The sequence below is a fragment of the Kribbella sp. CWNU-51 genome, assembly GCF_054073265.1.
Genome location: NZ_JBSXMZ010000060.1, coordinates 144,948 through 170,745, shown reverse-complemented (window position 1 = coordinate 170,745; position 25,798 = coordinate 144,948). Strand labels below are relative to the sequence as shown.

24 protein-coding genes are annotated in these 25,798 nt (G+C 68.7%); 10 read left to right on the top strand and 14 right to left on the bottom strand.

The annotated features are described in order from the left end of the window. Together ACXC9Q_RS41530 and ACXC9Q_RS41525 are read left to right on the top strand one after the other, a co-directional pair. A complete protein-coding gene (locus tag ACXC9Q_RS41530) occupies nucleotides 1-744 on the top strand; it encodes a FadR/GntR family transcriptional regulator (protein ID WP_457062518.1) in 744 nt (247 codons plus the stop codon). Beyond that, entirely contained in the window at nucleotides 744-1,451 is a 708-nt protein-coding gene (locus tag ACXC9Q_RS41525; protein WP_457062517.1) for a cache domain-containing protein, read from the top strand. The genes ACXC9Q_RS41530 and ACXC9Q_RS41525 overlap by 1 nt, the downstream gene beginning before the upstream one ends. Here ACXC9Q_RS41525 and ACXC9Q_RS41520 read toward each other — a convergent pair. Further along, entirely contained in the window at nucleotides 1,444-2,676 is a 1,233-nt protein-coding gene (locus ACXC9Q_RS41520; RefSeq protein ID WP_457062515.1) for a D-arabinono-1,4-lactone oxidase, read from the bottom strand. The genes ACXC9Q_RS41525 and ACXC9Q_RS41520 overlap by 8 nt on opposite strands. A 95-nt stretch (nucleotides 2,677-2,771) precedes the next feature. Here ACXC9Q_RS41520 and ACXC9Q_RS41515 point away from each other — a divergent pair, with 95 nt between their 5' ends. Continuing rightward, the gene (locus ACXC9Q_RS41515; RefSeq protein WP_457062514.1) at nucleotides 2,772-3,770 is read left to right on the top strand and encodes a hypothetical protein; all 999 of its coding nucleotides are present in this window, start codon (nucleotides 2,772-2,774) and stop codon (nucleotides 3,768-3,770) included. Nucleotides 3,771-3,908: 138 nt separating this feature from the next. Here the strand turns inward: ACXC9Q_RS41515 and ACXC9Q_RS41510 are convergent, their stop codons facing one another. From ACXC9Q_RS41510 to ACXC9Q_RS41495, 4 genes are all read right to left on the bottom strand, one after another. Then, nucleotides 3,909-4,664, bottom strand: coding sequence for a TSUP family transporter (locus tag ACXC9Q_RS41510; protein ID WP_457062513.1), 756 nt, complete (start codon nucleotides 4,662-4,664; stop codon nucleotides 3,909-3,911). Nucleotides 4,665-4,738: 74 nt separating this feature from the next. Next, nucleotides 4,739-5,242, bottom strand: coding sequence for an AAA family ATPase (locus ACXC9Q_RS41505; RefSeq protein WP_457062511.1), 504 nt, complete (start codon nucleotides 5,240-5,242; stop codon nucleotides 4,739-4,741). Continuing rightward, nucleotides 5,239-6,474 carry an MFS transporter gene (locus tag ACXC9Q_RS41500; RefSeq protein WP_457062510.1) on the bottom strand — a complete coding sequence of 412 codons (1,236 nt, stop codon included), beginning with the start codon at nucleotides 6,472-6,474 and terminating at the stop codon, nucleotides 5,239-5,241. Before ACXC9Q_RS41500 ends, ACXC9Q_RS41505 begins: the two co-directional genes overlap by 4 nt. 190 nt (nucleotides 6,475-6,664) lie before the next feature. Beyond that, nucleotides 6,665-8,206: a fibronectin type III domain-containing protein gene (locus ACXC9Q_RS41495; RefSeq protein ID WP_457062509.1), complete on the bottom strand. Its 1,542-nt coding sequence runs from the start codon at nucleotides 8,204-8,206 to the stop codon at nucleotides 6,665-6,667. A 182-nt stretch (nucleotides 8,207-8,388) separates the two neighbouring features. On the opposite strand from ACXC9Q_RS41495, the gene ACXC9Q_RS41490 reads away from it, so the two are divergent. After that, entirely contained in the window at nucleotides 8,389-9,168 is a 780-nt protein-coding gene (locus ACXC9Q_RS41490) for an SDR family NAD(P)-dependent oxidoreductase (protein WP_457062507.1), read from the top strand. An 83-nt stretch (nucleotides 9,169-9,251) separates the two neighbouring features. Beyond that, nucleotides 9,252-9,830, top strand: coding sequence for an isochorismatase family protein (locus ACXC9Q_RS41485; RefSeq protein WP_457062506.1), 579 nt, complete (start codon nucleotides 9,252-9,254; stop codon nucleotides 9,828-9,830). Nucleotides 9,831-9,938: 108 nt separating this feature from the next. Here the strand turns inward: ACXC9Q_RS41485 and ACXC9Q_RS41480 are convergent, their stop codons facing one another. Genes ACXC9Q_RS41480 through ACXC9Q_RS41470 form a run of 3 tightly spaced genes read right to left on the bottom strand, consistent with a single transcriptional unit; the run spans nucleotide 9,939 to nucleotide 12,795 of the window. After that, a complete protein-coding gene (locus ACXC9Q_RS41480) occupies nucleotides 9,939-10,934 on the bottom strand; it encodes an RNA polymerase sigma factor (RefSeq protein WP_457062504.1) in 996 nt (331 codons plus the stop codon). 35 nt (nucleotides 10,935-10,969) lie between these two features. Beyond that, entirely contained in the window at nucleotides 10,970-12,064 is a 1,095-nt protein-coding gene (locus tag ACXC9Q_RS41475) for a 5'-nucleotidase C-terminal domain-containing protein (RefSeq protein ID WP_457062503.1), read from the bottom strand. Nucleotides 12,065-12,066: 2 nt separating this feature from the next. Beyond that, nucleotides 12,067-12,795, bottom strand: coding sequence for a hypothetical protein (locus ACXC9Q_RS41470; RefSeq protein WP_457062502.1), 729 nt, complete (start codon nucleotides 12,793-12,795; stop codon nucleotides 12,067-12,069). A gap of 149 nt (nucleotides 12,796-12,944) precedes the next feature. On the opposite strand from ACXC9Q_RS41470, the gene ACXC9Q_RS41465 reads away from it, so the two are divergent. Further along, nucleotides 12,945-13,739 carry a polysaccharide deacetylase family protein gene (locus tag ACXC9Q_RS41465; protein ID WP_457062501.1) on the top strand — a complete coding sequence of 265 codons (795 nt, stop codon included), beginning with the start codon at nucleotides 12,945-12,947 and terminating at the stop codon, nucleotides 13,737-13,739. A 3-nt stretch (nucleotides 13,740-13,742) separates the two neighbouring features. Here ACXC9Q_RS41465 and ACXC9Q_RS41460 read toward each other — a convergent pair whose 3' ends face one another. After that, entirely contained in the window at nucleotides 13,743-14,372 is a 630-nt protein-coding gene (locus tag ACXC9Q_RS41460) for a hypothetical protein (protein ID WP_457062500.1), read from the bottom strand. A gap of 27 nt (nucleotides 14,373-14,399) precedes the next feature. Further along, nucleotides 14,400-15,593: a homogentisate 1,2-dioxygenase domain-containing protein gene (locus tag ACXC9Q_RS41455; protein WP_457062499.1), complete on the bottom strand. Its 1,194-nt coding sequence runs from the start codon at nucleotides 15,591-15,593 to the stop codon at nucleotides 14,400-14,402. A gap of 86 nt (nucleotides 15,594-15,679) precedes the next feature. Between ACXC9Q_RS41455 and ACXC9Q_RS41450 the strand changes: the two genes are divergently transcribed. The 4 genes from ACXC9Q_RS41450 to ACXC9Q_RS41435 all read left to right on the top strand — a co-directional run bounded on the left by ACXC9Q_RS41450 (nucleotide 15,680) and on the right by ACXC9Q_RS41435 (nucleotide 21,547). After that, nucleotides 15,680-16,537 carry a hypothetical protein gene (locus tag ACXC9Q_RS41450; RefSeq protein WP_457062497.1) on the top strand — a complete coding sequence of 286 codons (858 nt, stop codon included), beginning with the start codon at nucleotides 15,680-15,682 and terminating at the stop codon, nucleotides 16,535-16,537. Next, nucleotides 16,534-17,730: a fumarylacetoacetase gene (fahA, locus tag ACXC9Q_RS41445; RefSeq protein WP_457062496.1), complete on the top strand. Its 1,197-nt coding sequence runs from the start codon at nucleotides 16,534-16,536 to the stop codon at nucleotides 17,728-17,730. Before ACXC9Q_RS41450 ends, fahA begins: the two co-directional genes overlap by 4 nt. Before the next feature lie 104 nt (nucleotides 17,731-17,834). Beyond that, entirely contained in the window at nucleotides 17,835-18,581 is a 747-nt protein-coding gene (locus tag ACXC9Q_RS41440; RefSeq protein ID WP_457062495.1) for a hypothetical protein, read from the top strand. Beyond that, nucleotides 18,518-21,547: an endo-alpha-N-acetylgalactosaminidase family protein gene (locus tag ACXC9Q_RS41435; RefSeq protein WP_457062493.1), complete on the top strand. Its 3,030-nt coding sequence runs from the start codon at nucleotides 18,518-18,520 to the stop codon at nucleotides 21,545-21,547. The genes ACXC9Q_RS41440 and ACXC9Q_RS41435 overlap by 64 nt, the downstream gene beginning before the upstream one ends. A 106-nt stretch (nucleotides 21,548-21,653) precedes the next feature. On the opposite strand, the gene ACXC9Q_RS41430 is transcribed toward ACXC9Q_RS41435, so the two are convergent. The 4 genes from ACXC9Q_RS41430 to ACXC9Q_RS41415 all read right to left on the bottom strand — a co-directional run bounded on the left by ACXC9Q_RS41430 (nucleotide 21,654) and on the right by ACXC9Q_RS41415 (nucleotide 25,758). Continuing rightward, nucleotides 21,654-22,898 carry a HAMP domain-containing sensor histidine kinase gene (locus tag ACXC9Q_RS41430; RefSeq protein WP_457062491.1) on the bottom strand — a complete coding sequence of 415 codons (1,245 nt, stop codon included), beginning with the start codon at nucleotides 22,896-22,898 and terminating at the stop codon, nucleotides 21,654-21,656. A gap of 2 nt (nucleotides 22,899-22,900) precedes the next feature. After that, the gene (cseB, locus tag ACXC9Q_RS41425; protein WP_457062490.1) at nucleotides 22,901-23,566 is read right to left on the bottom strand and encodes a two-component system response regulator CseB; all 666 of its coding nucleotides are present in this window, start codon (nucleotides 23,564-23,566) and stop codon (nucleotides 22,901-22,903) included. A gap of 49 nt (nucleotides 23,567-23,615) precedes the next feature. Then, the gene (locus tag ACXC9Q_RS41420) at nucleotides 23,616-24,242 is read right to left on the bottom strand and encodes a hypothetical protein (protein WP_457062489.1); all 627 of its coding nucleotides are present in this window, start codon (nucleotides 24,240-24,242) and stop codon (nucleotides 23,616-23,618) included. Between the two features lie 139 nt (nucleotides 24,243-24,381). After that, nucleotides 24,382-25,758 (bottom strand): FAD-binding oxidoreductase, encoded by a 1,377-nt coding sequence (locus ACXC9Q_RS41415; RefSeq protein WP_457062487.1) that lies wholly within the window; start codon nucleotides 25,756-25,758, stop codon nucleotides 24,382-24,384. Nucleotides 25,759-25,798: the final 40 nt, after the last annotated feature.

Genomic DNA, 25,798 nt, shown 5'->3' with positions numbered 1-25,798 from the left:
ATGGCGCTGCGGTTCTACGGCAGTGGCGCGGCGGCGGTGTTCGCACCGCTGGAGACGCTCAGCCGGTCGGAACTGGTGGCGCGGCGGCTGACCGACGCGATCGCCCTCGGCCTGATCCCGGACTCCGAGCAACTCCCCGGCGAGGCCGACCTGGCCGGCATCTTCGGTGTGTCCACCACGACGATCCGGGAAGCCCTGTCGTCGTTACGGCTACGCGGACTGATCCACACCCGGCGCGGTCGTGGCGGCGGCAGCTTCGTCAGCGCGCAGGAGGAGATGTCCACTGCGATCGTCCGGGACCGGCTGGAGGAGCTGAGCCTCGCGCAACTGCGCGACCTCGGCGACCACTACAGCGCGATCGCGGGTACGGCGGCCAGACTCGCGGCCGAGCGCGCGACACCGGATGACGTCCAGCGGCTCGTCGCGGTCTGCGACAGCCTGGAGAGCGCCAAGGGTCTGGGCGGACGCCGCCGGGCCGACGCCCAGTTCCACATCGAGGTGGCCGCGACCGCCCAGTCCACCCGGCTCTATCGCGCCGAGGTGAGCCTGCAGGCGGAGGTGGGCACGTTGCTCTGGCTCGCGTTCGGCGACGACGAGAGCCACCGCCGCACCGTGCGAAGCTGCCGGGACGTGGTCGGGGCGATCGACCGCACCGACGGCGATGCAGCCCGCGCCGCCGCAGAGGAACGGGTGGCCGACTCGACCGCCCGCCTGATCGACCTCAGACTGGCCTTGGAGGACTGATGAGTTCTTATGAAGGCACTGCCGCCCTGACGCTCGACGCGGGTCTCGAAGCCGTGCTCGACGTGGTCGAGTCCGTTGTCGGGGAAGCGTTCGGGCTGGCGGATCGGGTCGCGAGCACGGTCGGCGAGGTGTTCGCCGACCGGGACAGCGTGCGCCGCGGCGACCTGACTGGTGTCGCCGACCTCGTGCATCCCGCGCTGACCGATCCTGACGGCCGGGTCCAGGGCGCGGGCTTCGTCGCGGCCGTCGACGTACTGGCCGACTCCCGGTGGTGGCTCGAGTGGTTCATGCTCAGCAACGGGTCGGCCGAGCGCCTGGTGGTCGACACCGATCCCCGCGGGGAGAACTTCTACGACTACGGATCCCTGCCCTGGTACGACGTACCCCGCACGACCGGGCGCCGCCACATCACCGGGCCGTACGTCGACTACCTCTGCACCGACGACTACACGCTGACCTTCACCGTGCCGGTTCCGGCCGGGGAACGCTTCGTCGGCGTGGCCGGCGCCGATGTCCGGGTGTTCACGTTCGAGAAGGCCGTGCTGCCGTGCCTCCGGGCCACTCGCCGTACCGTTGCCATCGTCAACGATCAGGGCCGGGTCGTGCTCAGCAACAGCGCCCGCCATGTCAGCGGGACGCTGCTCCGCACGCCGTACGCGTCGTACCCGATCGAGGACCTTCCGCTGTCGCTGGTGGATCTCAGCTAGGTAGATACGTGTCCAGGTACGGGTTGCGGAACTTGCCTGCCGGGTCGTACTTCGCGGCGAGCGCGATGAAGTCGGGCACCTTCGGGTAGCGCTGCCGGAGTGTCGCGGCGTCGGCGGCGAAGACCTTGCCCCAGTGCGGCCGGGCGTCAAGCGGGGCGATCGCCTCCTCCAGCGCGGTGACCACCGGACGTACGGCGGCCTCGTCCTGGATCCAGGTGAAGTGCAGGGCGACGGTGTCCCGGCCCTGACTGGGGCTCAGCCACAGGTCGTCGGCGGCGATCGTCCGGACCTCGGAGACCTGGATGACCGGCGCGAACTGGTTGCCCAGGGCCCGCAATGCGTCGAACGCCTCGGCCGCCCGCTCGCGGGGGACGAAGTACTCGGACTGCAGTTCGTCGCCATTGCTCGGGGTGAACTCGAGCCGGAAGTGCGGGAGGCGCTCGTGCCACGGTCCGGGGATGCCGCCCTGCTGGGTGGCGTAGTCGGCCGGCATCGACTTGATCGGATGCCGGGGGCCGTCGGCAACCTTCGCCCCGAGCCAGGTGGGCTGGATCGGCTCGTGGCCGCGCTGCTTGCGCCAGACCATCACGTCCGGGTCGACCCAGTCGGTGAACGCGCTGACGCTGTACGCACTCCCCATCACCGCGGCGAAGTCCGTCCCGAGCCGCTCCACCGGCAACCCGTCGTACACGACCTGACTGACCTGGTACGACGGTTGCACGTCGAGCGTGAGACTCACCGTCACGCCGAGGGCTCCGAGCGAGACGATCGAACCGGCGAAGTCCGCGTCGCCCCGGGTCAGCGTGACCAGCTCACCACTCGCGTCCACGAGCGTGATCGCGTTGACCGCATCCGCCAAGGGTCCGTTCCCGTCCCCCGACCCATGCGTCCCGGTCGAGCACGCCCCGGCTACCGAGATGTGCGGCAACGACCCCAGGTTGTGCAACGCGAGCCCCTGGGCCTCCAGAGCCGCCGTGATCTCGCCGTACCGCAACCCGGCCGACACGGTGACTCCACTGTCACCGACCTCGATGACCTTCGGCAGCTCGGCAACGCTGACCAGCGTCCCCGTGCTGTCCGCGATGCGGTTGAACGAATGCCCGGTCCCCAGCACGCGCAGCTTCTCGCTCGCCGCAACCAGCTCCTGCAGCTCCTCGACCGACCGCGGCGCCTCGAGCGCACTCGCGAAACTGACATTGCCCGCCCAGTTCGTGACATTTGTCATGGTCTGCACCTTCCTCGCGCGCCGGTCCCGGAACGACTCTCGCACATCATCGATGGTGGGAGATTGACGGTCTTACCCATTGGAGAGGAACTAAGTTGCGCCCCACACTGTCCCGCCGCCGGGTCTTCATCGCCCTCGGCCTGGCGGGTGTCCTGGCCACCGGCACCGCGATCACCGTCGCCGTCAAAGGCCCATCGCAGCCGGCCACGGCCGCCACCGCTACCGCCGTCACGGCTACGCGCGCCATCAGCTGTGACACCAGCGCCGGTGGCAGCCACTTCTACGACGGGCCGTCGGCCTCGAAGAAGTACGACAGCCGGTTCAGCAACAGCGCCGCGCTGCCCCGGCTCGGCTCGTACACCCCGCAGGGCATCGGCACCTGGTGGAACTGGTCCGGGTCGAAGAACCTGCTGCTGGTGACGATGTACCACCCGGGCAAGAACTCGATCATCGTCGGCATCGACCCGGCCACCAACAAGGTCGTCGGCGACGTCGCGATCGCCGAGACGCACGGCGGCGGCATCACCACCGTCTACGGCTGGGCCTTCGTCCAGGGCAGCACCAACGGCATCCGCAAGTACAAGCTGTCGACCCTGGCCGCCGCGATGAAGAAGGCCGGCACGCCGTACGTGAAGGCGACCGGCTCGGAGCGCAAGGTCTACGGCGCGTCGTTCCTGACCAGCTACGGCGACTCGCTGTGGTCGGGCAAGTTCAACGACACCGGCCGCGGCAAGATGTACGAGTACAAGATCAAGCCGGACGGCACGCTGACCACGATCAACAAAGCGTGGGAGATCCCGACCAAGACCCAGGGCCTGCTGGTCACCAAGTCGCACTTCATCTTCAGCACGTCGTACGGCCGGGACAAGCTGAGCAACCTGTACGTCGTCCGCCGCGGACAGCCGGATCTGGACAAGGCGACGCTGAGCTGCTTCCGGGCGCCGAGCATGTCCGAGGGCATCACCGAGTACGGCGGCCGCGCGTACCTGGTGTTCGAGTCGGGCTCCTACCAGTACCGGTCCGACCCGAAGACCAAGAACGTCATCACCCACCTGCACAAGGCGTCGATCTCGTCACTGACCAGCCTGGCGTGACCCGTCGGGCGCCATCCGCGTGCTTGGATGGCGCCCGATGCTCATCTCGTTCGCCGTCGCCGGCTTCTGGTTCCTCGTCTACGCGGTCAGCTTCGGGCGCGATCGGCAGCTGTTCAAGAACGGGATCACACAGCACGTCTAGCGAAGCATCAGTACGGCGGCGACGACACCGGCGATCACGATCAGGGCGCGGAGGAGTCCGCTCGGGAGACGGCGGCCGATGTGCGAACCGACGTACCCACCGACCACGGAACCGACCGCCAGCAGGGCGGCCGCGGTCAGGTCGAGGTCTGCGATGAAGAGAAAGATCACGCTCGCGACCAGGTTCGCGGCCAGCAGGGCCAGCGTCTTGAGAGCGTTGACGATCCGGAGCTCCAGGTCGAGGCCGAGACCGAGCACCGCCATCATCATCACGCCCGCGCCGGCGCCGAAGTACCCGCCGTAGACGCCGGTCAGGGCGGTGAAGAAGGTCGTCGCCGGCGTCATCGTCTCGGGGGACCGCCCGTTCCGGGCCCGCAGCTGGCGCGCGATCCAGGGCTGGACGCCGACGATCAGGCAGGTGAACAGGATCAGCCACGGCGCCGCCGCCGCGAAGACGCCGGCCGGCAGCGCGAGCAGCAACGCCGCACCACCGATCGCGCCGATCGCACACGCCAGGACGACCGCGATCGTGATCGGCCGGGAGATTTCACGCAACTCACGGCGATACCCGAACGAGCCGCTCAGCGCTCCAGGGAGCAGTCCGATCGTGTTCGACGCGTTGGCCACCACCGGCGGAATCCCGAGCGCGATCAGGGCCGGGAAACTGATCAGCGACGCGACGCCGACCGTGGACGTCAGCATGCCGGCCCCGAGCCCTGCTGCGATGACGGCCAGCTGCTCCGGTCCCGTCACGACAGCACGCGCGGCGGACGGGAGGAGGACGGATGCACCCTGACAGCATAGGAACAGCGCCCTGGCCGATCCGTTCAGCCTCCGGATTCCGCTGCGAAGCGTTCGATCCGCGCCACGACGTCCGCCAGCGGCGCGGCCCCGTCCAGCTCCAGATCCGCGCCGTCGCGCAGCAACGGTTCGACCGTCTCCTTGAATTCCAGGCTCCGCGCCAACTCCTCCGGCTGCTTTCCGTACACATTGGTGGTCCGATGGGTCAGTCGCTCGGCCATCACCTCGGCCGTCACAATGAGCAGTACGACGCCGGCGAATCGATCCCGGAACTGCCCCATGTTCGACGCACAACCACTGACGAACAAGACACCGTCCCGCTCATCCGCCAGCAGCTCCTTGACCCGGTCCGCTCGCCACACCCAATCCCGTCCCGGCTCGGACGGCGACGGGCCGCCATCGGCGCTGTCCACCCATTCGGACCATGCGTCGGAGTCCAGATCCACCGCCCGATGACCGAGCTCGGCCAGCCGCGCGACGACGGTCGACTTCCCGACTCCGGACATCCCGGTCACCAAGATCCGTTTCATCGCGTCAGGCTACGACCCAGGCGAGCCAGTGGGGACAGGCTCAGAGCGAGCGGTGAGAGGAACAGGCCCGCGGTGGCGGCGAAGAGTGCAGTCCGGATGCCGAAGGCTCCGGCCGCGGCACCGCCGAGGAGGGCACCGAGCGGGGTCAGGCCCATGCCGAGGAAGTTAATCGTGGCCACGACACGTCCCTGGACCGGGAGCGGAGTGACCGCCTGCCGGATGGCCGTCACCGCGATGTCGACGGTCTGACTCAGTACGCCGTACAGGACGTTGATCGTGATTAGTGCGGCCACCACTGCCGGTCCGGAGCCGTGGAGCGCTGAGGTGCACAGCATGACCAGGTCGGAGATCAAGGCGGCGAACACCACGACCCGGCCGTAGCCGAACCATCGGGGCAGCCAACTGGACAGGAGCGAGCCGATCAGCACGCCCGGGCCGAACGCGGCGAGCACCAGGCCGACAACTGCACCCGGCAGGTCCAGCGTGCGCGTCACGAAGAGCAGGTACACGGTGGTCAGCGCGGTGAAGGAGAACTGGTACACGCAGGTCGCCGTCGCGATCGCCCGCAGCGACCCGTCGTGCACGACGATCCGCAGTCCGTCGCGGATCTGCCGCACCACGCCGCTGAACGCCTCGGAGCTCCTGCTCGGCAGCCGCCGGATGCGCCGGATCGACAAGCTGGACAGGGCGAACAGCACCGCGCTCGCGAGGACCGCGATCGGCGCGGTGAGCAACGACACCAGTGCGCCACCGAGCGCCGGGCCGCAGATCTGCGCGGCCGAGCGAGTGGTCTCCAGCATGCTGTTGCCCTGGGCAAGCTGATCACGCTCGACCAACCGCGGCAGGGCAGCCTGGTACGCCACGTCGAAACAGACCGTGAACACGCCGGCGGTGAACGCCACGACGTACAGGAACGGCAGACCGAGCATCCACCCGAGTGGGACGGCCGCGAGGACGAGCGCTCGGCCCAGGTCGGCGTACACCATCACGGTGCGGGATTGCCAGCGGTCCACCAAGACGCCGACGAACAGCGAGAAGATCAGGATCGGGAGCTGCTGGACAGCGCGGAGCGCGCCGAGCTGGGCCGCCCCGGCCCCGAGTGAGACGACGGCGACCAGTGGCAGGGTCACCTGGCCGGCAAAGCCAGCGAGTTGCGATGCGGTCTGGCCGAGCCAGAGGCTGAGGAAATCACGATGCGCCCACAGGCTGGGCGTGCGCGACGGCAGCGACACGAGGAAGTCCTTGGAGTCGGCCCCGGGCAGAACGCACCAGGGCAGGAGGAACCGTGCCGCTTACCCGCAAGCAGCACGCGATGACGATTGAGGTCAGCGCGTGCTCGATTGACCGGGCATCCCCAACTCCTCGAAGTGTCGACTCGGCCGACAGCCTATTTCACCGTCGCCGCGGTCGCACCGGATTTGATCAGCGGACCTTGACCGCGACAGCGCTGCCCTTGCGGACGTTGCGGCCGTCGGTCACCTCGACGTGGTAACCGAGGGTCTGGCCGCTGCTCAGGCGGCTGTCGGTGAACGTCGTGATGGTCGGCGCCGTCCACGGGTACGAGTAGCGCGACCACGTGCCGATCCTGGTCTTACCCCGGAACACCGTGTACGTCAGCAAGGTGTTGTCCAGGTCGACCACCGTGGAGAAGCTCACCGTCACCTTGTTCACGCGGCTGCTCGAGACCTTCGGCGCACCTGGCGAGGCCGGCACCGCACCCCCCGGAGCATTCGTGAACCGGGTGAGGCCCTGCTGCGGTACGCCGTTCACCTCGGTGAAGTCGCCGCCCGCCCACAGGTCGTTGCCGCCGGACGCGAACGCCAGCGGCCCGACCAGGGTCTCGCCACCGGCGTCGGTGTTCGGGAACCAGGGGCCGAGCTTGCCGGTGGACGTGCTCAACACCAGCAGGTGGTGCATGCCGGTGTTGTCGCCGAAGCCGCCGTCCCCACTGCAGTCGTGGGCATGCGAGCCCTTGTAGAGCCAGTTGCCGAGGGCTTTGATCGCCTCGGTCGCGCCCAGGCAGTGGTTCTGCCACAGCAACTTGCCGGTGGTCGCGTCGGCGGCGAGTACGCCGTCGTAGCAGCCGATGCCGCTGCCGGCATTGGCCACGAAGACTTTGTCGCCCTGCGTCTCGATGTCCTTGACCCGGCTGTCGCAGTCCGGCGTCTCCGCCGGGATCGCGGCGGCGGCCGGCATCGCGAACGCGGCACCGGTCCTGGCGTTCACCATGGCGAGTGCGTGATGATCCGCGCCGTTCAACGTCGTGAAGCCGCCGCCGACGAAGACGCGCGTACGGTCGACGGACAGGTCGATCGCGTGTACGTCGTCGTCCGCGTCCGGATTCCACGGCAGCAGCGCGCCGGTGTTCAGGGCCACGGCGGCGAGGCGATTGCGGGTGACCTTGCCCACCCGGCGGAAGGATCCACCCAGGTAGACGGTGTTGCCGGTGATCGCCAGCGCCGCGACGCGGTAGTTGACCGCCGGATCCCACCCGGCCACAAGGTTGCCGGTGGCAACGTTGAACAGCGCGACGCGCTGACGGGGCTGGCCGTTCACGGCCGTGAAGTCGCCGCCGATCACGACCCACTTGCCGTCCGGGGAGGTCGCGATGCTCCAGACCGGGCCGTTGACACTCGGGGCGAACCGCGTTGGAGCACCGGTGGTCCGATTGAAAGCCGCGACGTACTTCCGGGCCGCGTCCCCCTCGCCCACCGGCTTGCCCGGCGGCCTGATCCGGGTGAACAGGCCGCCCGCGAACACCGTGTTCCCGGCGACGGCCAGCGCGTTCACGCTGGCGTTGGTCTGCCACGTCGGGTACTTGACCGCGGACAGGGCCGAGGCGAACCCCGACGGGGCCTGGCCCGACCGGCCACCCGTCGCCGCCACCACTGGCCGGCCGGACGGGACCAGCGCCGCGGCGACCACGGCCGCGGTGGTGACAAGTGCCAGAACTGCCTTCTTCATGAGCGCCCCCAAGGGCCGCTCCGGCGGATGGCGCCAGCCCATGACTCGTGCGTTTGTGACGGTGTGCCAGCACACGATAACTCTCGGCTCACAGCGGCTGGTCATCGCGGTGGGTTGACGAGGTTTTATTAGACGGCTAAGTTTTCTGGTTAGCCGACTAAATGTTAGTGGAGGAGCGGTTCATGGAGCTGGGACTGAAGGACGCGGCCGTGCTGGTGACCGGTGGGTCGTCGGGGATCGGGCGGGCCACCGCGGTCGCGTACGGGCGCGAAGGTGCACGGGTCGCGATCACCTACAACTCCCGGAAGGACGCGGCCGAGGCGGTCGCGGAGGAGATCGAGGCGGCCGGCGGTACGGCGTACGTCGTACCGATGGAGCTGAACGAGCCGGAGACGATCGCGGCCGCGGCCGCCTCGACCATCGAGCGGTGGGGCGGGCTCGACGCGGTGGTGGGGAACGCGGTCAACTGGGGCAACCTGGGGTTCAACGACCGGCCGGAGAACATCGAGGACGCCAAGCCGGAGTGGTGGACCCCGATCCTGCGGGCCAATCTCGAGGGGAACTTCCATCTGGTGCAGCAGGTGGCGCCGGCGCTGCGGCGTTCGACCCACGGTCGCCTCGTGCTGCTGACGACGGATGTGGCTGTCCGTCCGCTGCCCGGGTCCTGGCCGTACGGCGCGGCGAAGGCCGGGCTGCACGGGTTCGTCACCGCGCTGCAGCACGACCTCGGGAGGGACGGCGTCCTGGTCAACCTCGTGATGCCTGGTATCACCCTGGAGAACGGCGAGCACCGGGTCATCCCCAAGCCGGCGCTCGACCGGATCGCGGCCGGGTTCAGCGCCCGCAAACTGCCGGACACCACCGATGTGGCCGACGCGATCCTGTTCCTCACCTCGCCGCGGACCACCGCGATCCAGGGCGAGATCGTGCGGGTGACCGGAGGTCAACTGCTGGCCGGGTGACCCACCGACGGCCCGCAATCCGGGGTCTGTGGGCGGGAACGCTTGTACCGTTGGCCTAGGACACCTGGCAAAGGAGCGTCGCGATGGCCCGCGCACTGATCGTGGTTGATGTGCAGAACGACTTCTGCGAGGGCGGGAGTCTGGCGGTCAGCGGCGGAGCGGATGTCGCGTTCCGGATCGGCGAACTGCTGCACAAGTGGCACGAGGACGACCCGGCGGACCGGCAGTACGCGTACGTCGTGGCGACCCGGGATCACCACATCGACCCGGGTGAGCACTTCTCCGACCACCCCGACTACCTGGACTCCTGGCCGCGGCACTGCGTGGCCGGCACCGACGGCGTCAGCTTCCACCCGAACCTGGACCCGCAGCCGTTCGACGCGATCTTCAACAAAGGCGAGTTCGCGGCCGCCTACTCGGGCTTCGAGGGCAAAGCCCACGAAGGCGGCCACGAACTCGAGCACTGGCTGCGGTCCAAGGGTGTCACCGAGGTCGACATCTGTGGACTCACCACCGACTACTGCGTCCGAGCGACCGCTCTGGACGCCCACCACGCAGGTTTCGCCACGACGGTCCTCACCACCTTGACCGCCGGAGTCGCACCCGCCACCACGCAACAGGCACTCAGCGAACTCCGCGCGGCCGGCGTCACCCTCACCTGACCGGCGCCCCCGGGCCGATCGGGGATCAGGACGGCGACGATCGCCACCGCCGCCGGCCCGAACACGACCGTTGCCCGCAGCAACCCTTGGTCAAGGCCTGCGGATGTCTCAGCGTTTGGCCGCGACCTTGAGGACCACGTCCTTGTCTCTGATCAGGAAGCCGCCCTTGACGAAGTAGCTCGCCGGCACCGTCTTGGGTGTGGTCACAGTGTTGCCCACGGTGAGCCGGTACTCGGGGACGGTGTAGCCGCGCTGCTTGAGGATCGCCAGGACCTGCCCGACCCGCAGGTTCTTGTACTTCACGCCCTGCAGGGCCTCGCCACGACCGTCGATGGCCCCGGAGAACGACAGATCCTCACCAGGCCGCGCGGCACGGGCGACGACCAGGGCCGCGTCGCCGGAGTAGTCCTTCGGGATCAGGAACTGCGGGACGCACGGGTAGGTCCCGGCCTGCACGCATCCGGCCGGATCCTCGCTCTGTTCGATGTCGGGCGAGTCCGGCCCGAACATGGCCGCGGGAGCCTGACCAACGACCGAGGGCGAACCGGGCAGCAGCTTGAGCGTGATGTTCAGATGACGCTTCTTGAATTCCTTGTTGTAGCGCGCGGTGTCGGCGAGCGGATCGACGATCCGCACCCTCAGGTAGTTCCCTTCGGGCGTGAACGACAACGCGGGGCCGAGGGCCTCGTGACGGGAGTCACCCGGCAGTTCGACGATGGTGATCGCGGCGGCCGCAACGACGGTGGCGACGACGAGCACCGGCGTCGCCCGCAGGTCGTCCCGCAGCTTGTCGGCGAGCCCGTGCCGCCGTGTCTCGCCGCGGCGATGGTTTGCGAGCACCCGCCGGGCCACGCCGTACAGCCAGGGGAGTGCCTGCGCAGCCGGTACGTCGTCCAGCCGCCGCCAGGCGATCAGGAACGTCTCGGCCACCAAGTCGGCCGCGTCCTCGCGGATGTCGAGCCGCCGTACGACGTACCGCAGTACGGCGTCGTGGTGACCGGTGAACAGGTTCTCGAAACGGGTCAGCCGGAGGTCGGGAGGAGGCTCGAGCACTTCGCCGGCCTCCCCCGACCCCACCGGGGTCATCGTCTGCAATCGCGTCATACCCGGTTTGTGTCCGGGCGGCGCGACTTCTTACGTCAAGGGTTCACGACGATGGGGGCACCGTTCGAGACCAGGGACCAGTCGACGGTGTGGAAGGCGGCCGGGTCGACCGTGCCGGTGCTGGTGACGTAGTCGATCATCAACTGGCGGATCTCGACCTGGCGGTTGTAGACGACCGGCGCGGTCTTGACGTGCGGGAAGTTGCCGCCGCCGGACTGCCGGTAGTTGTTGACCGCGACCACGAACTGCTGGTCGGCGGCCAGCGCGACCCCGTCGTACGCGAGGTCCGTGATCCGCGACCCCACCGCCTGGGCGATGTCGATCTTGTAGGTCAGGGGCTTCGACAGGCCGCCCATGATGTCGTAGTTGTAGTCCGGCGTACCGGTCGGTGCGGTCGGGGTCGGGGCATTGGTGACCTGGTCGGACGGGAACGGCCCGGTGCCGGTCACCTGCTTGAAGTACTGCGCGGAGAACTCGAGGTAGTCCTTGACCTGCGCACCCGACATCGTCACCGCGAGCAGCGTGTTGTCGAAGATGTAGAGCCCGGCCACGTCGCGCACCGAGACGTCACCGGCCGGGATCGCGGCCGCCCGGTTGAACGGCGCGGCGATCGCGAGCACCGGCAGCGAGGCCTGCGGCGTACCGGCCAGGGCCTTGGACACCGCGTCGGCCTGGATGAAGTTGACGAAGTCCAGCGCGGCGGTGTCCTCCCACGGCGCGGTCGCCGCGGACATCGCCTCCTTGCAGGTGCCGATCTTGCCGTTGACGTACTCGACGACCTTGTCGTGGTCCTTCTGCAGGACGGCGACCACCTTCGGGTCGGCGTCGACCGTGTTCGCGTTCAGCACCTGGCTGTGCCGGCCGACGACCTTCCAGCGGCCGTGGACCTTCTGCAGATCCAGGTCGATCAGCGACAGCCGCATACCCCACTTCAGCGGCTCGGTCAGCACGACCTGCTCGCCGCTGGTCGTGTTCGTGACGAGGCGCTCCGGGATCTCCAGGTGCGCGTGCCCGACGAGCACGGCGTCGATGCCGGGGACGGTCTCGGCCATCAGCACCGACGCGTTCTCCGGGTACGGCAGGGCGTCGCCGTACGACGAGGAGAGGTCCATGCCGGAGTGCGCGGACACGATCACCACGTCGGCGCCGGCCTTGCGGACCCGTGGGACCCAGAGCTTGGCCAGCTCGACGATGCCGCCGAATTTGACCTTGTGTTGTCGACGTTCGCCTTGTCCCAGATCGCGATGCCCGGATTGGTCAGGCCGAGGATGCCGACCGTGATCGGCTTCTCGCCCGGCACGTGCACCCGCTTCAGCACGTACGGCGGGAAGACCGGAAGGCCCGTGGTCCAGTCCTGGGCGTTGGCCCCGAGCAGCGGGAACCGCAACTGCCGCTGGAACTTGCGCAGGATGTCGAGCCCATAATTGAACTCGTGGTTGCCCAGCGCCGCAGCGTCGTACCCGATCTGGTTCATCGCGGCCGCCATCGGGTGGATATGCCCGCCGGTGATGGGTTCGATCCGGGCGAAGTAGTACGCCAGCGGGGTGCCCTGGATGGTGTCGCCGGCGTCGAGCATCAGCGGGCCCGGCGCGTGCCGCTCGGCGGCGATCCGGTCCCGGACCGCGGTGACCAGGGTGGAGATCTTGGCCAGGCCGATGTCGTTGTGCGCGGCGTCGTCGTACTCGGCGTTCTTGAAGTAGTCCCAGTTCAGGACGTTGCCGTGCAGGTCGGTGGTACCCATCACGGTCAGCCGGACCGCCTTGCCGCTGCCGCCATCGCCGTGGCCGGCGTACGCGGGCACCGCTTGGAACCCGGCCGCGGCCAGCGCCGCGGCACCGCCGATCACAGTTCGCCTCGTCATCGTCGTGCGCTCACCGCTGTCCGTCATCATTCGCCTCACGTGTGGTCGCTGCTGCCTGCGCCGGGGTCCCCGGCATCTGGTCACCCTAAGGCCGACACACCCCGGACCCCATGTCCGGATGGCCCCGCCGACGCGAGAGGATGCCGGTCATGACCAAGCCGCCCGGCAAGATCCTGCCGTTGGTCGCCGCCCTGCTCTGCGGTGCCGTCCTCGCCCAGGCCGCCAAGCCGTCCGACCACTCGATCACCAGCGCCGCGCCCGTCCTCCAGGCCGCCTCGGCGCATGGACCGCTGAGTCCGCCGATCACGCACAAACAAGACACATCGGTCGGGCCGCGGAAACCGCCGCACCCGTCCCAGCGCAGTATCACGCCGACGACCGCGCCGGACGACTGGAACCTGACCGCGCACGGCAAGGTCCTCTATCTGACGTTCGACGACGGACCGCAGCCCGAGTGGACGCCGAAGGTGCTGCAGGTCCTGCGCAAGCACAAGGCGCACGCGACGTTCTTCGTGCTCGGCATCCAGGTGGCGCAGTTCCCGGAGCTGGTCACGCTCGAACGGGCCGCCGGTCACCACGTCGGCAACCACACCTGGGACCACAAGACGCTGACCCTCCTGCCGGAGGCGAAGATGCGGCAGGAGATCGCGTCCGGCGTGAAATCGAAATGCCTGCGCCCGCCGACCGGGGCCACGAACGCCAAGATCGAGGCGACCGCGGCCGCCTTGCATCAGCGCCAGGTCCTGTGGGATGTCGACACCGAGGACTGGACCAAGCCGGGCACGGCGAAGATCGAGCACGAGATCCTCCGCGGCGCCAGGCCGGGCGCGATCATCCTGATGCATGACGGTGGCGGCAACCGCTCCCAAACCGTCGCAGCCCTCGACAGCGCCCTGACCAAACTGACCAAGCTGGGCTACACCTACCAGAGCCTGCCCTGCTAGCCGCTAGCGACGGACGCCGGCGGTGCCCCCGGAGAAGTGCTTGAGGGCCTCGTCGATGACGTGGACCGGCTGGTCCAGCGACTTGACCAGATACAGGCCGGTCGGGCGCAGGAGCGGATTGGGCTTCACGACGGTCCGGACCGCGGGCTGGTCGAGGCCACGGACGCCGGCCGTGGTGGCGCCGACGCCTGGAGCAAGGTCCAGCTCGAGGGCGTACTGACCGAAGAGCTTCTCCTGCCGGAAGCCGCGGACCGTCGACCACGGCAGCACGACCGGGTACGCCGCTCCTTCGCAAGCCAGCTCCAGCGCCTTGGGCGACATCCGCATGGCGACCGGCTGGAGCTCGTTGGCGGCGTACCAGCGTTGGCGCTCCGCCTGGAGCCGCAGCGCCAGGACGGTGCTGAGCACGAGCGGGATCATTGCCGCGATCAACAACACGGCGAACGGCCACATCCCCGCACCACGGAACGCGAACACCGCGTAGAGCGCGGCGACGATGCCCACGGCGCCGATCACCAGCGTCACCCAGGCGCCGCGCCGCTGCACCTTCGCGACGATCTCGCGCCGGCGCAGCACCGCATCCCGATCGACGCCGACGACAAAGGTCCGCGCCGCCTCCCCGTGCTCACTCACCGGTCAAGAATCCCACACGATCCAGGCCTACGAGCTGCGGCGGCCGGCCCAGGTCCAGGCGTAGACGCCGTCGTCGACCGCCTGACCGCCCTCGCCCAGCTCCAGCGGACGGAACGTGTCGACCATCACCGCGAGCTCCTCGAACCGCTCGGCGCCCAGTGAGGCCTCGATCGCAGACGGCTGCGGCCCGTGCGCGTACCCACCGGGGTGCAGCGAGATCGAGCCCAGTCCGATCCCCGACCCCTTCCGCGCCTCGTAGTCGCCGCCGCAGTAGAACATGACCTCATCGGAGTCGACGTTCGAGTGGTAGTACGGCACCGGCACCGACAGCGGGTGGTAGTCCACCTTCCGCGAGACGAAGTTGCAGACCACGAAGTTGATGCCCTCGAACACCTGGTGGACGGGTGGCGGCTGGTGGATCCGCCCGGTGATCGGCTCGTAGTCGCTCACGTTGAACGTGTACGGGTACAGGCAGCCGTCCCACCCGACCACGTCGAACGGATGCGTCGCGTACGTCATCCGGCTGCCGACGATCCCACCGGGACCGCTGCCCCGGTGCTTCACCAGCACCTCGACGTCCGTGTCCTCGACCACGAGCGGCTCGCTCGCCGCGTGCAGGTCTCGTTCGCAGTACGGCGAGTGCTCGAGGAACTGCCCGTAGCGGGACAGATACCGCTTCGGCGGCGCGATGTGGCTGTTCGCCTCGATGCAATACGCGTGCACACCGTTCGGGCCGGGGAGCCAGCGATGCGTGGTCGCCCGCGGGATGATCACGTAGTCGCCCTCGACCGCGTTCAGCACCCCGAACACCGTCTCCACGGTCGCCGACCCCTTCTCGACGTACACGCACTCGTCCCCGATGGCGTTGCGGTAGTACGGCGACGGCTGCTCGGCGACGACGTACGAGATCCGGACGTCGCCGTTCCCGAGGACGAGCCGGCGGTCGTCGACCGCATTGCTCTTGGAGGTGTCGGTGAACAGGTCATGCAGTTTCAGGTGCCGCGGGGTCAGTGGGTGATTGGCCACGGTGGCCAGGTCGGGCAGGTCCCACACCTGCGAGTCCACGATCGCGGACGGGACGCCGGCGTGGTACAGCAACGACGAGTCCGATGAGAACCCCTCCTCCCCCATCAGCTCCTCGTAGTACAGCCCGCCGTCCGGTTTCCGGAACTGCGTGTGCCGCTTCGGTGGAACCTGGCCGACCTGCCGGTAGAACGTCATGACCCCTGCTCCCGGACTTCTCACAGTCCATCCGATTATCGGACGCATGCGTCCGCTTACCGAAAGCATCCGTTAGGCTCAGGGCCATGTCAACCGTCCCTGCCCTGTTCCGGCACCTGGTCGACGACGCATCGATGTTCCCGCCCGGGGACCTGCCGCTGGCCGAGGCCGTCGCCGCCCACCGCGCGCACCGCCGGGCGCCGTACGCCGATCTGGTCGGACCGTTCGTGTGCACCGACGAGGACCTGGTGAAGGTCTCCGCGGAGGCCGCCCGCGACGGCGCCGGCCCGCTCGAGGTCGCCGTCGTGATCACCGGCGGCGCCGGCGGGATCGAGCCCGCGGTCCGGTACGGCGACCGGTCCCACGACGTCGAGGTGAAGGCGATCGAGGTCCGGCTGCGGAACGAGGACGACCTGTCCCGCAACGCGCTGCGCGTGGTCCGCGCGTGTGACGACTGCCTCGACGAGGAGACGGCGTACGTCGAAGTGGGTCTGGACGGGGCGTGGGAGCGCGCACTCGACGTCGTCGCCGATGCCGGGTACGCCGCCAAGCTGCGGACCGGCGGGCTCGATGCGGCGTTGTTCCCGTCGGAGATCCAGGTCGCGGCGTTCATCACCGCCTGTCTGGATCGCGAGGTCGCGTTCAAGTGCACGGCCGGGCTGCACAACGCAGTCCGACATACCGCGGCCGGCACCGGGTTCGAGCATCACGGGTTCCTGAACGTGTTACTCGCCACCCGGGCGTCTCTCGACGGCGCCTCACAGGACGAACTGGCCGCCGTACTGGCGTCGCGGGACGGTGACGCGCTCGCCGACCGGGCCCGCGAACTGTCCGAGGACCAGGCCGTGAGCACGCGCCGCTGGTTCACCTCGTTCGGCTCGTGCAGTATCGAGGAACCCCGCCACGACCTGACCGCGCTGAACCTGCTGGAGGGGCCCTCATGACCTGGATCGACATGCCGCCGAACTCGCCGTTCGGGCCGGACAACCTGCCGCTTGGCGTGTTCCGGCACGGCGACGAGGACCCGCGGGTCGGTGCCGCGATCGGTGACCAGGTGATCGATCTCGCGCCGCTCGCGTCCGCGCAGATGCTGGACGGCGCACAACTGTTCGCCGAGCCGACGCTGAACGCCTTTCTCGCGCTCGGCCGCCCGGCCTGGCGCGCGACCCGCAACTGGCTGCTCGAGCTCGTCCGCAACGAGAACGACCGGGACACCGTCGAGCCACACCTGATCCCGCAGTCCGCCGTCACGATGCAGCTCCCGTTCGACGTCGGGGACTACGTCGACTTCTACGCCTCCGAGCAGCACGCGACCAATCTCGGCCGGCTGTTCCGCCCGGACTCCGAGCCGCTGCTGCCGAACTGGAAACACCTCCCGGTCGGCTACCACGGCCGGTCCGGCACGATCGTTGCCAGCGGCACCGACATCGTCCGCCCGTCGGGTCAGCGCAAGGCGCCCGACGCGCCCGCTCCGACGTACGGTCCGTCCCAGCGCCTCGACATCGAGGTCGAGCTCGGCTACGTCGTCGGTACGCCGTCCGCACTCGGGAAGCCGGTGTCCGTGCGGGATTTCCGCGAGCACGTGTACGGCGTGGTGCTCGTGAACGACTGGTCCGCGCGCGACCTGCAGGCGTGGGAGTACGTGCCGCTGGGACCGTTCCTCGGGAAGTCGTTCGCCACGTCCATCTCGCCGTGGGTCGTCTCGCTGGAGGCCCTCGAGGCCGCAGCCGTCCCGCTTCCGGCGCAGGATCCGCCAGTCCTCCCCTACCTGGCGAGCGACGACCTGGTGAACTACGACATCACCTTCGAGGTCTATCTGAACGGCCAGCTGGTGAGCTCACCGCCGTACAAGGACATCTACTGGTCGCCGGCGCAGATGCTGGCGCACCTGACCGTGAACGGCGCCTCGGTCCGGACCGGGGACCTGTACGCGTCCGGCACGGTCAGCGGCCCGGCGAAGGACCAGCGGGGCTCGTTCATCGAGCTCACCTGGGGCGGGCGTGAGCCGCTCGTCCTGGACGGCAAGGAGCACACCTTCCTCGAGGACGGCGACAAGGTGACGATCACCGCCTGGGCCACGGCTGCCGACGGCACCCGCCTCGGCCTCGGCGAGGTCACCGGCACGATCCTCTCCTGAGCAAACCTGTTCATAAGTGTTCGTTTCTCTTGACGTGTTAGCGGTTACGTGCGAACTTTCTGCGCATGAAACCTTCAGTGGGGTGTGGAGTACTGACTGTAGCGATGGCTGCCGGCGTGTTGAGCGTGCCTGTGGGTGCGCACGCCGCCGGTGATCTGACGCTTCGGTCGAACGACTTGACGGTCACCGTCGGAGCCGACTTCCCGCGGGTGATCAAGTACGTCGACAATGCCTCCGGCCAGGCTCTCGGCGGCCAGCCGGATGCGATCTCGACGGTCACCATCGACGGAGTGGCCCGGACGGCGCACCTGTCCGCGCCACCCACGGTCAGTGGCGGGCGAGCGTCGTACCACTTGGCGTTCGACGCGCTGCCCGGGGTAGAGCTGGACGCGAGCCTGAGCGTGAGCGGCCGGGTGACGACGTTCGCGATCGACGCGGTCCGCGACACCGAGACCAGCCGCGTGCACACCATCGACATCCCTGATCAGGACCTGGTGTCCGTCGCGAGTACGGACGCCGGGGCGACCACCGCCTTCACCACGCTGGACCCGGACTCCACTCGCACCGCGGACAAGATCACGCCCGTCACCGCGGCGACCCCGGCCGAGCCATCCGCGACGGGAGCGGCGTACGCGTTCGTGAACACCAGCGGTCTGGCCGCCGGCATCGAGTCGAACTCCGTCTACGACAAACCCTCCGGCCAGTCCGTCGACGACGGCGCCCGGTTCTGGCACCAAGCCCGCAAGGCAGCCGACGGCAGCACCCGTGTCGGCGTGTGGAGCGGTCAGTGGACCTACCGCGCCGACACCTCGCCGTACACCGAGCCGTTGCCCTGGGCAAGGTCGTGGTGACGCCGGACGCGAACCAGGACCAGACCGTCGACTGGCAGGACGGCGCGATCGCGTTCCGCTCGATCATGACCGAGCCGCAGGGCGGCGACCAGGTCAAGGACCGGGTCGTCACGCACATCCCGTTCAACTTCGCCAGCCAGGCGACGCACCCGTTCCTGCGGACGCTCGACGACGTCAAGCGGATCTCCCTGGCCACCGACGGGCTCGGCCAAATGGCCCTCCTCAAGGGGTACGGCGCCGAGGGCCACGACTCGGCTCACCCGGACTACGGTGGCAACTACAACACCCGCGCCGGCGGCCTGACCGACCTGAACACGCTGCTGAAGCAGGGCAAGTCCTGGAACGCCGCCTTCGGCGTCCACGTGAACGCGACCGAGTCCTACCCGGAGGCCAATGCGTTCAGCGAGGACCTGGTAGACAAGAACTCCAAGGGCTGGAACTGGCTGAACCAGAGCTACTACATCAAGCAGCGCCCTGACCTTGCCACCGGCAACATCGTCAAGCGGTTCCAGCAACTCCGCGACGAGACCGACAAGAACCTGCAAGAGCTCTACATCGACGTGTACTACCAGTCGGGCTGGCTCGCCGACGGCCTGACCCGGCAGCTGGCCGGACAGGGCTGGCAGATCGCGACCGAGTGGGCCGACCGGCACGAGCGCACCTCGCTGTGGTCGCACTGGGCCAACGACCTCGACTACGGCGGTCCGACGAACAAGGGCCTGAACAGCCAGATCATCCGGTTCGTCCGCAACCACGAGAAGGACGTCTGGAACAACGACCCGATCCTCGGCCAGTCCGCCATCGTCGAGTTCGAGGGCTGGACCGGCGAGACCGACTGGAACGCCTTCTACGCCAACATCTGGCGGCGGAACCTGCCGGCGAAGTTCCTCCAGCAGCAGAAGATCACCGACTGGAACAGCAACGACATCGCCTTCACCGGTGGCGTCCGCGGTGCGGTCGAGAACGGCAAGCGGACCGTGTACGTCGGTGCCGCGAAGGTGCTCGACGGCGACAAGTACCTGCTGCCCTGGGACAACAACAAGAAGCTCTACCACTACAACCCGGCCGGCGGCCGGACGACGTGGCAGCTCCCGGCGGCCTTCGCGGGCGTACCGAAGTTCTCGGTCTACAAGCTGACCGACAACGGCCGGGTCAAGGTCGCGTCCGCACCTGTGCACAACGGCGCGATCAGTCTCGACGCGACCGCCGGTCAGCCGTACGTGATCTACCCGGACGCGGCGCCGTCACCGCGGAGCGCGAACTGGGGTGACAGCGCGCACCTTAAGGACCCCGGCTTCAACGCCGGCAACCTCGCCGCGTGGAACGCCACCGGCGGCGCGACGATCGACACGCTGGCCAACGGCCAACACGTCGCATCGCTCGGCAGCAAGACCTCGTCGCTGCGCCAGCGGATCACCGGCCTCACCCGCGGCCGCATCTACAGCGCCTCGGCCTGGATCGAGGTCGAACCGGGCAAGTCCCGACCGACCACGCTGACGGTCGACGGCGTACGCAACGTGGTGACGAGATCGACCGCCCAGAACATGGTCGCCTCCGACGACAAACAGGGCGCCTACTACCAGCGAGCCCGCGTCGTCTTCGATGCCAAGGGCGACAGTGCCGACCTCAGCATCAGCGCGGCCGGCGGGGCCGCCAAGGTTCGCATCGACGATGTCCGCGTGGTGGAGACGAAGCGTCCGGCCGCCGGACTTGTCGACGACTTCGAGAATGTGGACCAGGGCTGGGGACCGTTCGTGAAGGGCGATGCCGGTGGGGTCACCGACCCACGGACCGTGCTCGCTCGCAAGCACGCGCCGTACACGCAGGCCGGCTGGAACGGGAAGCTCGTCGACGACGTCCTCGACGGTGAGTGGTCGCTCAAGTCCCATGAGGAGAACCAAGGGCTGGTCTATCGAACCGCGCCGTGGACGGTGAACTTCCAGCCGGGCCACAAGTACAAGGTCAGCTTCGACTACGCCAGCGGTCGGGCCGGCCAGTATGCGTGGGTCCAGGGCGTCGACCGGCCGGACTCGGTCGAGGTCAAGTCCACGCCGATCGGCGAGCAGCGGACGAAGGCGGCCTTCAGCCAGGCGTTCGTGGCCGGATGCGGCGGCGACTACTGGGTGGGCCTGCGCAAACTGTCCGACGGCGGTGACCAGGCGGACTTCATCATGGACAACTTCGCCGTCACCGACCTCGGTACGACGTCGGAGCCGGCCGACTGTACTTCGGTCGGGGTGTCCGGTGTGACCGGTCTCGTCTCCGGTGAGGCGAACACGGTAGTCACCACGTTCACCAACGACGATGTCGTTGCCGCGAACAACATCACGCTGGGATTGACTGCTCCGGAAGGCTGGACCGTCGCGGCGACGACTCCGGCCACCCACGCGACTGTTGCCCCCGGCGCCAGTGTGACGACCAAGTGGGACGTGACCCCGCCGGCCGGCACGCCGGAAGGCAAGTACGTGCTGACGGCAACGGGTGGTCAGTCGACGATCAGTGCCGAGGCGACCGTTCTGCCGCCAGGTATCGTGCCGCAGTCCCGGATCACGGTGGCGGACGTGAGTAGTGAGGACGTCGCCACGGGCGGTGCGGCGACGTCGGCGCTCGACGGAAACCCCAGCACGCTGTGGCATTCGGCGTGGTCGGAGGTGCCGACGCCGGCGACCTTCCCGCACCACATCACGCTCGACCTCGGATCGACGTACCAGGTCGACGGGTTCAGCTACCTGCCACGGCAGAGCGGGACGAACGGGATGTTCAAGGGCTACGAGCTCTACGTCAGCGCCGACGGCCAGGACTGGGGTACGCCGGTCGCGACCGGCGAGTTCCCGAACACGACGGCGACGCAACGGCTGGACTTCGCCGCCAAACCCGGACGGTTCGTGAAGCTCGTCGGCACCAGCTCACTCAACGGCGCGGTCTTCGGATCCGCCGCGGAACTCAACGTCTACGGCACCCACTAAACGCCAAACCCCCACTTTCAGGGGCCAACCCCTGAAAGTGTTGTGGTTACTTGGTGATGGTGACGCTCGCGGTCTTGGCGGCGCGGTCGCGTCGTGAATGCTTGTGTTACGAGTCCGTCTCAGGTCCTGCCGGCAGGACCAGCCGGGCCAGCGCACCACCACCGGCGCACGCGCCAAAGGTCAGCTCGGCCCCGAGCACCTTGGCGTGGCCCGCCGCGATGGTCAGGCCGAGGCCGTGCCCGACTCCGCGCTCGGCCATCCCGGACCGGAACCGACGCGGGCCCTCGGCAATCAACTCCTCCGGGTAACCGTTGCCGTGGTCAACCACCTCGACGGTCCGGCCGCTGACCGTGACCTCGACCGGCGGCGCACCGTGGCGCAGCCCGTTGACGATCAGGTTGGCCAGGATGCGCTCAACCCGGCGCGAGTCCGTGGACACGGTGACGTCGGGACCGAGCTGATGCACCACCACGCTGTCCGGCGGAAGCGCCTGCTGCATCCGCAGCCGGCCGACCGCGGAACCGACGAACGCCCCAAGGCCGACCAGCTCGAGGTCGGCCTGCTCGACACCGGAGTCGAACCGGGCGATCTCCAGCAGGTCCTCGACCAGGCGGCGCAGCACCTTGGCTCGGTCCCGGACCAGCTCGCTCGGCCGCCCCGCGGGCAGCAACTCGGCCGCGGTGGTCAGCCCGGTCACCGGAGTCCGCAGGTCGTGCGCGACGTCGGCGGTGAACCGCCGTTCGGCCTCCAGCTGACCACGCAATGAGCTGGCCATCGTGTCCAGCGCGGCGGCCAGCGATTGCACCTCGTCCTTGCCCTTGCCGACCGCCTCGGCCGCCGACGCGTCCAGATCGCCGGCCGCGATCCGGCGCGCCGTCCCGGCCACCGCGACGATCCGCCTGGACAGGCTGCCGGCCAGGATCACGCTGACCAGGGCGACCAGCGCGACCGTCCCGAACCCGCCGAGGACGAGCGCCTGCTGCAGCGCCTTCATCGAGTCGTCGCTGGTCTCGTAGTCCTGCTCGATCGAGAGGATCTTGCCGTCCTTGACCCCGACCGCCGCCCACATCTTCGCGCGCGGCGACCCGGTCTTGAACGTCGCCCGCTTGCCCTCCAGCACCGCCTCGCGCAACTGGGGCGGCAGATCGGGGTCGTCCAACTTCGCCCCGAGCACCGGGACGTCGTTGGTGTCGTAGTTCTGCGCCGCGAGCTGGATCCGCTCGTCCGCGAAACTGCGTGTGCGGTCGAGCCGGGCCGACTGCGCCTGGGTGTAGACCGCGACACACAGCACGAGAATCGCGAGCGCCGAGACCAGCAGGAAGATCAGCCCGAGCTTGCCACGGAGACCCACTCCTAGGCCCGCAGCTTGTATCCGAATCCGCGGACCGTTTCGATCCGGTCCGCGCCGATCTTGGTCCGCAGCCGTTGCAGGTGGACGTCGACCAGGCGGCCGTCGCCACCCCACTCGTAGTCCCAGACCCGCTGCAGCAGGGTGGAGCGACTCAGCACGACACCCGGGTTGTTGGCGAACTCGATCAGCAGCTTGAGCTCGGTCGGTGTGAGCTGGACGGTCGACCCACCACGCCGTACCTCCAGGGCCTCGCGGTCCAGCTCGAGGTCGCCGAACGACTCCACTCCCGAGCCGGCCGTCGGAGTCGGTCGCTCCGGATCGGACACCGCCCGCCGCAGCACCGCCCGCAGCCGGGCCACCAGGACCTGCGTGTCGAACGGTTTGGTCACGTAGTCGTCCGCGCCCGCCTCCAGCCCGAGTACGACGTCGAGCGCGTCTCCGCGGGCGGACACCATCACGATCGGGACCGTGCTGGTCTCCCGGACCCGGCGGCACACCGAGATCCCGTCCAGCCCGGGCAGCATGATGTCGAGCATCACGACGTCGGGATGGATCTTCTCGAATCGTTCGATCGCTTCCAGGCCGTCCTCGGCCGTGGTCACGTCGTACCCGTGGCGTTCGAGGGTCAGTTGGGTCGCCTCACGGATCACCGCGTCGTCCTCGACCATGAGAATGCGCGCTGCCGGTTCTTCCGGTACCACCGAACTTCAGTCTCCCTTATTGGTCGGTCGAGCTCACCTTGGCCATCTGACGGCCGTCCCAACGGTAGACCTCGATCCGCCCGCCCGACGGGCAACAGACCTTGTCGTCGATCGTGAAGATCTTCGACTCGACGACCAACTCACCCTGCGGGCTGGCATTGACCGTCGGCAGATCGGCTTTCAGGCTCCAGATCGGTCGCGGGCCCGAGGGCTCGACGGCGATCAGGAAGAAACCGAAGACGAAATTCTCCAGGGTGTGGATGAAGACGATCTGCTGAGGAGTACCGCTGTGCATAACATCAACGGTCTTACCCCGGCTGAGGCAACGCGGAATCACCGTACATTTCTCCAGCACGCTCCGCGCGTACTGCGGCAGGTGCTTGTCGGCGAGCAGTTTGACCCGGACCTGGCCCAGGTCGACGGCCACCTCTGGCGTCAGCTTGGGCTCCGGTTGCACGCCGTTGGTGCCCAGGGCGATGGACGGCGTCGGGCTGGCCGGGGGCGCCTCGGCCCCCTCGACCCGCAGGCCGCCGCCGTTCGCGCAGGCGGACAGGACGGTCAGGGCGACGAAAGCTGCGACGGCAGGGATCGCGGTACGGCGAAGCGCGGCAGGCCACCGACGTCCCGAAGGCCGCGTGCGCATAGGGCGCCTCCTACCCTGCCTCATCGATTCCCCCGGGAGATTCAGACAACTACCTTCCATAGTGCTGGCCGGACGTCACAGTCGACGGGCATGGACGTCGAATGGCCTCGGCAGTTCCGTTGCGGTTGAGTCACAGCCGCTACCCGGCCACGACCTTGCCGGGATTCAGGATGTTCTTCGGGTCCAGGGCGGCCTTGATCGCGCGGTGCACGTCGATCGCGACCGGGCCGATCTCCTCGACCAGCCAGGTCCGTTTCAGGACGCCGACACCGTGCTCACCGGTGATCGTGCCGCCGAGCTCGAGCCCGATCTCCATCACCCGGTCGAACGCCTGCTGTGCCCGCGCGGCCTGGTCCGGGTCGGTCTGGTCGAAGACCACCGTCGGGTGCATGTTGCCGTCACCGGCGTGCCCCAGCACCCCGATCGTGATGTCCAGCTCGGCCGACAACTGCTCGATCCGGCCGATGAAGTCGGCCAGCCGCGACCGGGGCACGGCGACGTCGTCGATCATCGTCGTCCCGAGTTGCTCGAGCGCGGTCAGCGCCGCCCGCCGGCCCTCGAGCAGCAGCTCGCCCTCGGCGTCGTCCTCCGCCTCGATGCACTCCAGCGCACCGTGGTCGCGGCACAGCTTCGCCACCGCGGCGACGTCGGCCGCACCGGCCTCGCCACCCGCGTCGGACTGCGCGATCAGCATCGCCGCGGCGTCGTCCGGCAGATCCATCCGCTTGTACTTGTTCACGGCGCGGATCGTGGTCCGGTCCATGATCTCCAGCAGGCTCAGCGAGACCCCGCTGCGAATGATCTCGAGGATCGCCTCGCCCGCCACGACGCCGGAGCCGAACAGCGCCGCCATCGTCCGCGGCTTCGCCGCCTGCGGACGCAACGCGAGCGTCGCCTCGGTGATGATGCCGAGCGTCCCCTCGCTGCCCACGATCAGCTTGGCCAGGTCGTACCCGGCGACGCCCTTGACAGTCTTCCGGCCGGTCCGCAGCACCCGGCCGTCCGCGAGTACGACCTCCAGGCCGAGCACATAGTCCGTGGTCACGCCGTACTTCACGCAGCACAGACCGCCGGAGTTGGTCGACAGGTTGCCGCCGATCGAGCAGAACTCCCAGCTGGACGGGTCCGGCGGGTAGAACAGCCCGTGCTCGGCGACGGCCCGCGACAGTACGGCGTTGTAGACGCCGGGCTGGGTGACGACGTACCGGTCGACCGGCTCGATCGCCAGCACCTTGTCCATCTTCTCCAGCGAGATCACGATGCAGGCGTCCAGCGCGTTCGCCGCCCCGGACAGCCCGGACCGGGCACCCTGCGGCACCACCGGTACGCCGGCCTCCGCCGCGATCTTCACCGCCGCCTGCACATGCGCGGTCTCCCGGGCCAGTACGACGGCGAGCGGCATCCCGGCCGGGCAGAACATCGCCCGGTCGTACCGGTAACTCTCCATCCGGTCCGGATCCGTCACCAGCGCTTCGGGAGGTAACGCCTGGCGCAGTTGCTCGACAACGTCACTCATACTGCGAGCCTAGTAGCTGCCTCCGACGTGACGCGCCAGT

Bases quoted from the DNA above. Each gene is read 5' to 3' on its own strand.
- ACXC9Q_RS41530 (WP_457062518.1), top strand. From the start codon at position 1: ATGGCGCTGCGGTTCTACGGCAGTGGCGCGGCGGCGGTGTTCGCACCG.
- ACXC9Q_RS41525 (WP_457062517.1), top strand. From the start codon at position 744: ATGAGTTCTTATGAAGGCACTGCCGCCCTGACGCTCGACGCGGGTCTC.
- ACXC9Q_RS41520 (WP_457062515.1), bottom strand. From the start codon at position 2,676: ATGACAAATGTCACGAACTGGGCGGGCAATGTCAGTTTCGCGAGTGCG.
- ACXC9Q_RS41505 (WP_457062511.1), bottom strand. From the start codon at position 5,242: ATGAAACGGATCTTGGTGACCGGGATGTCCGGAGTCGGGAAGTCGACC.
- ACXC9Q_RS41495 (WP_457062509.1), bottom strand. From the start codon at position 8,206: ATGAAGAAGGCAGTTCTGGCACTTGTCACCACCGCGGCCGTGGTCGCC.
- ACXC9Q_RS41490 (WP_457062507.1), top strand. From the start codon at position 8,389: ATGGAGCTGGGACTGAAGGACGCGGCCGTGCTGGTGACCGGTGGGTCG.
- ACXC9Q_RS41485 (WP_457062506.1), top strand. From the start codon at position 9,252: ATGGCCCGCGCACTGATCGTGGTTGATGTGCAGAACGACTTCTGCGAG.
- ACXC9Q_RS41480 (WP_457062504.1), bottom strand. From the start codon at position 10,934: ATGACGCGATTGCAGACGATGACCCCGGTGGGGTCGGGGGAGGCCGGC.
- ACXC9Q_RS41470 (WP_457062502.1), bottom strand. From the start codon at position 12,795: ATGACGAGGCGAACTGTGATCGGCGGTGCCGCGGCGCTGGCCGCGGCC.
- ACXC9Q_RS41465 (WP_457062501.1), top strand. From the start codon at position 12,945: ATGACCAAGCCGCCCGGCAAGATCCTGCCGTTGGTCGCCGCCCTGCTC.
- ACXC9Q_RS41455 (WP_457062499.1), bottom strand. From the start codon at position 15,593: ATGACGTTCTACCGGCAGGTCGGCCAGGTTCCACCGAAGCGGCACACG.
- ACXC9Q_RS41450 (WP_457062497.1), top strand. From the start codon at position 15,680: ATGTCAACCGTCCCTGCCCTGTTCCGGCACCTGGTCGACGACGCATCG.
- fahA (WP_457062496.1), top strand. From the start codon at position 16,534: ATGACCTGGATCGACATGCCGCCGAACTCGCCGTTCGGGCCGGACAAC.
- ACXC9Q_RS41440 (WP_457062495.1), top strand. From the start codon at position 17,835: ATGGCTGCCGGCGTGTTGAGCGTGCCTGTGGGTGCGCACGCCGCCGGT.
- cseB (WP_457062490.1), bottom strand. From the start codon at position 23,566: ATGGTCGAGGACGACGCGGTGATCCGTGAGGCGACCCAACTGACCCTC.
- ACXC9Q_RS41420 (WP_457062489.1), bottom strand. From the start codon at position 24,242: ATGCGCACGCGGCCTTCGGGACGTCGGTGGCCTGCCGCGCTTCGCCGT.
- ACXC9Q_RS41415 (WP_457062487.1), bottom strand. From the start codon at position 25,758: ATGAGTGACGTTGTCGAGCAACTGCGCCAGGCGTTACCTCCCGAAGCG.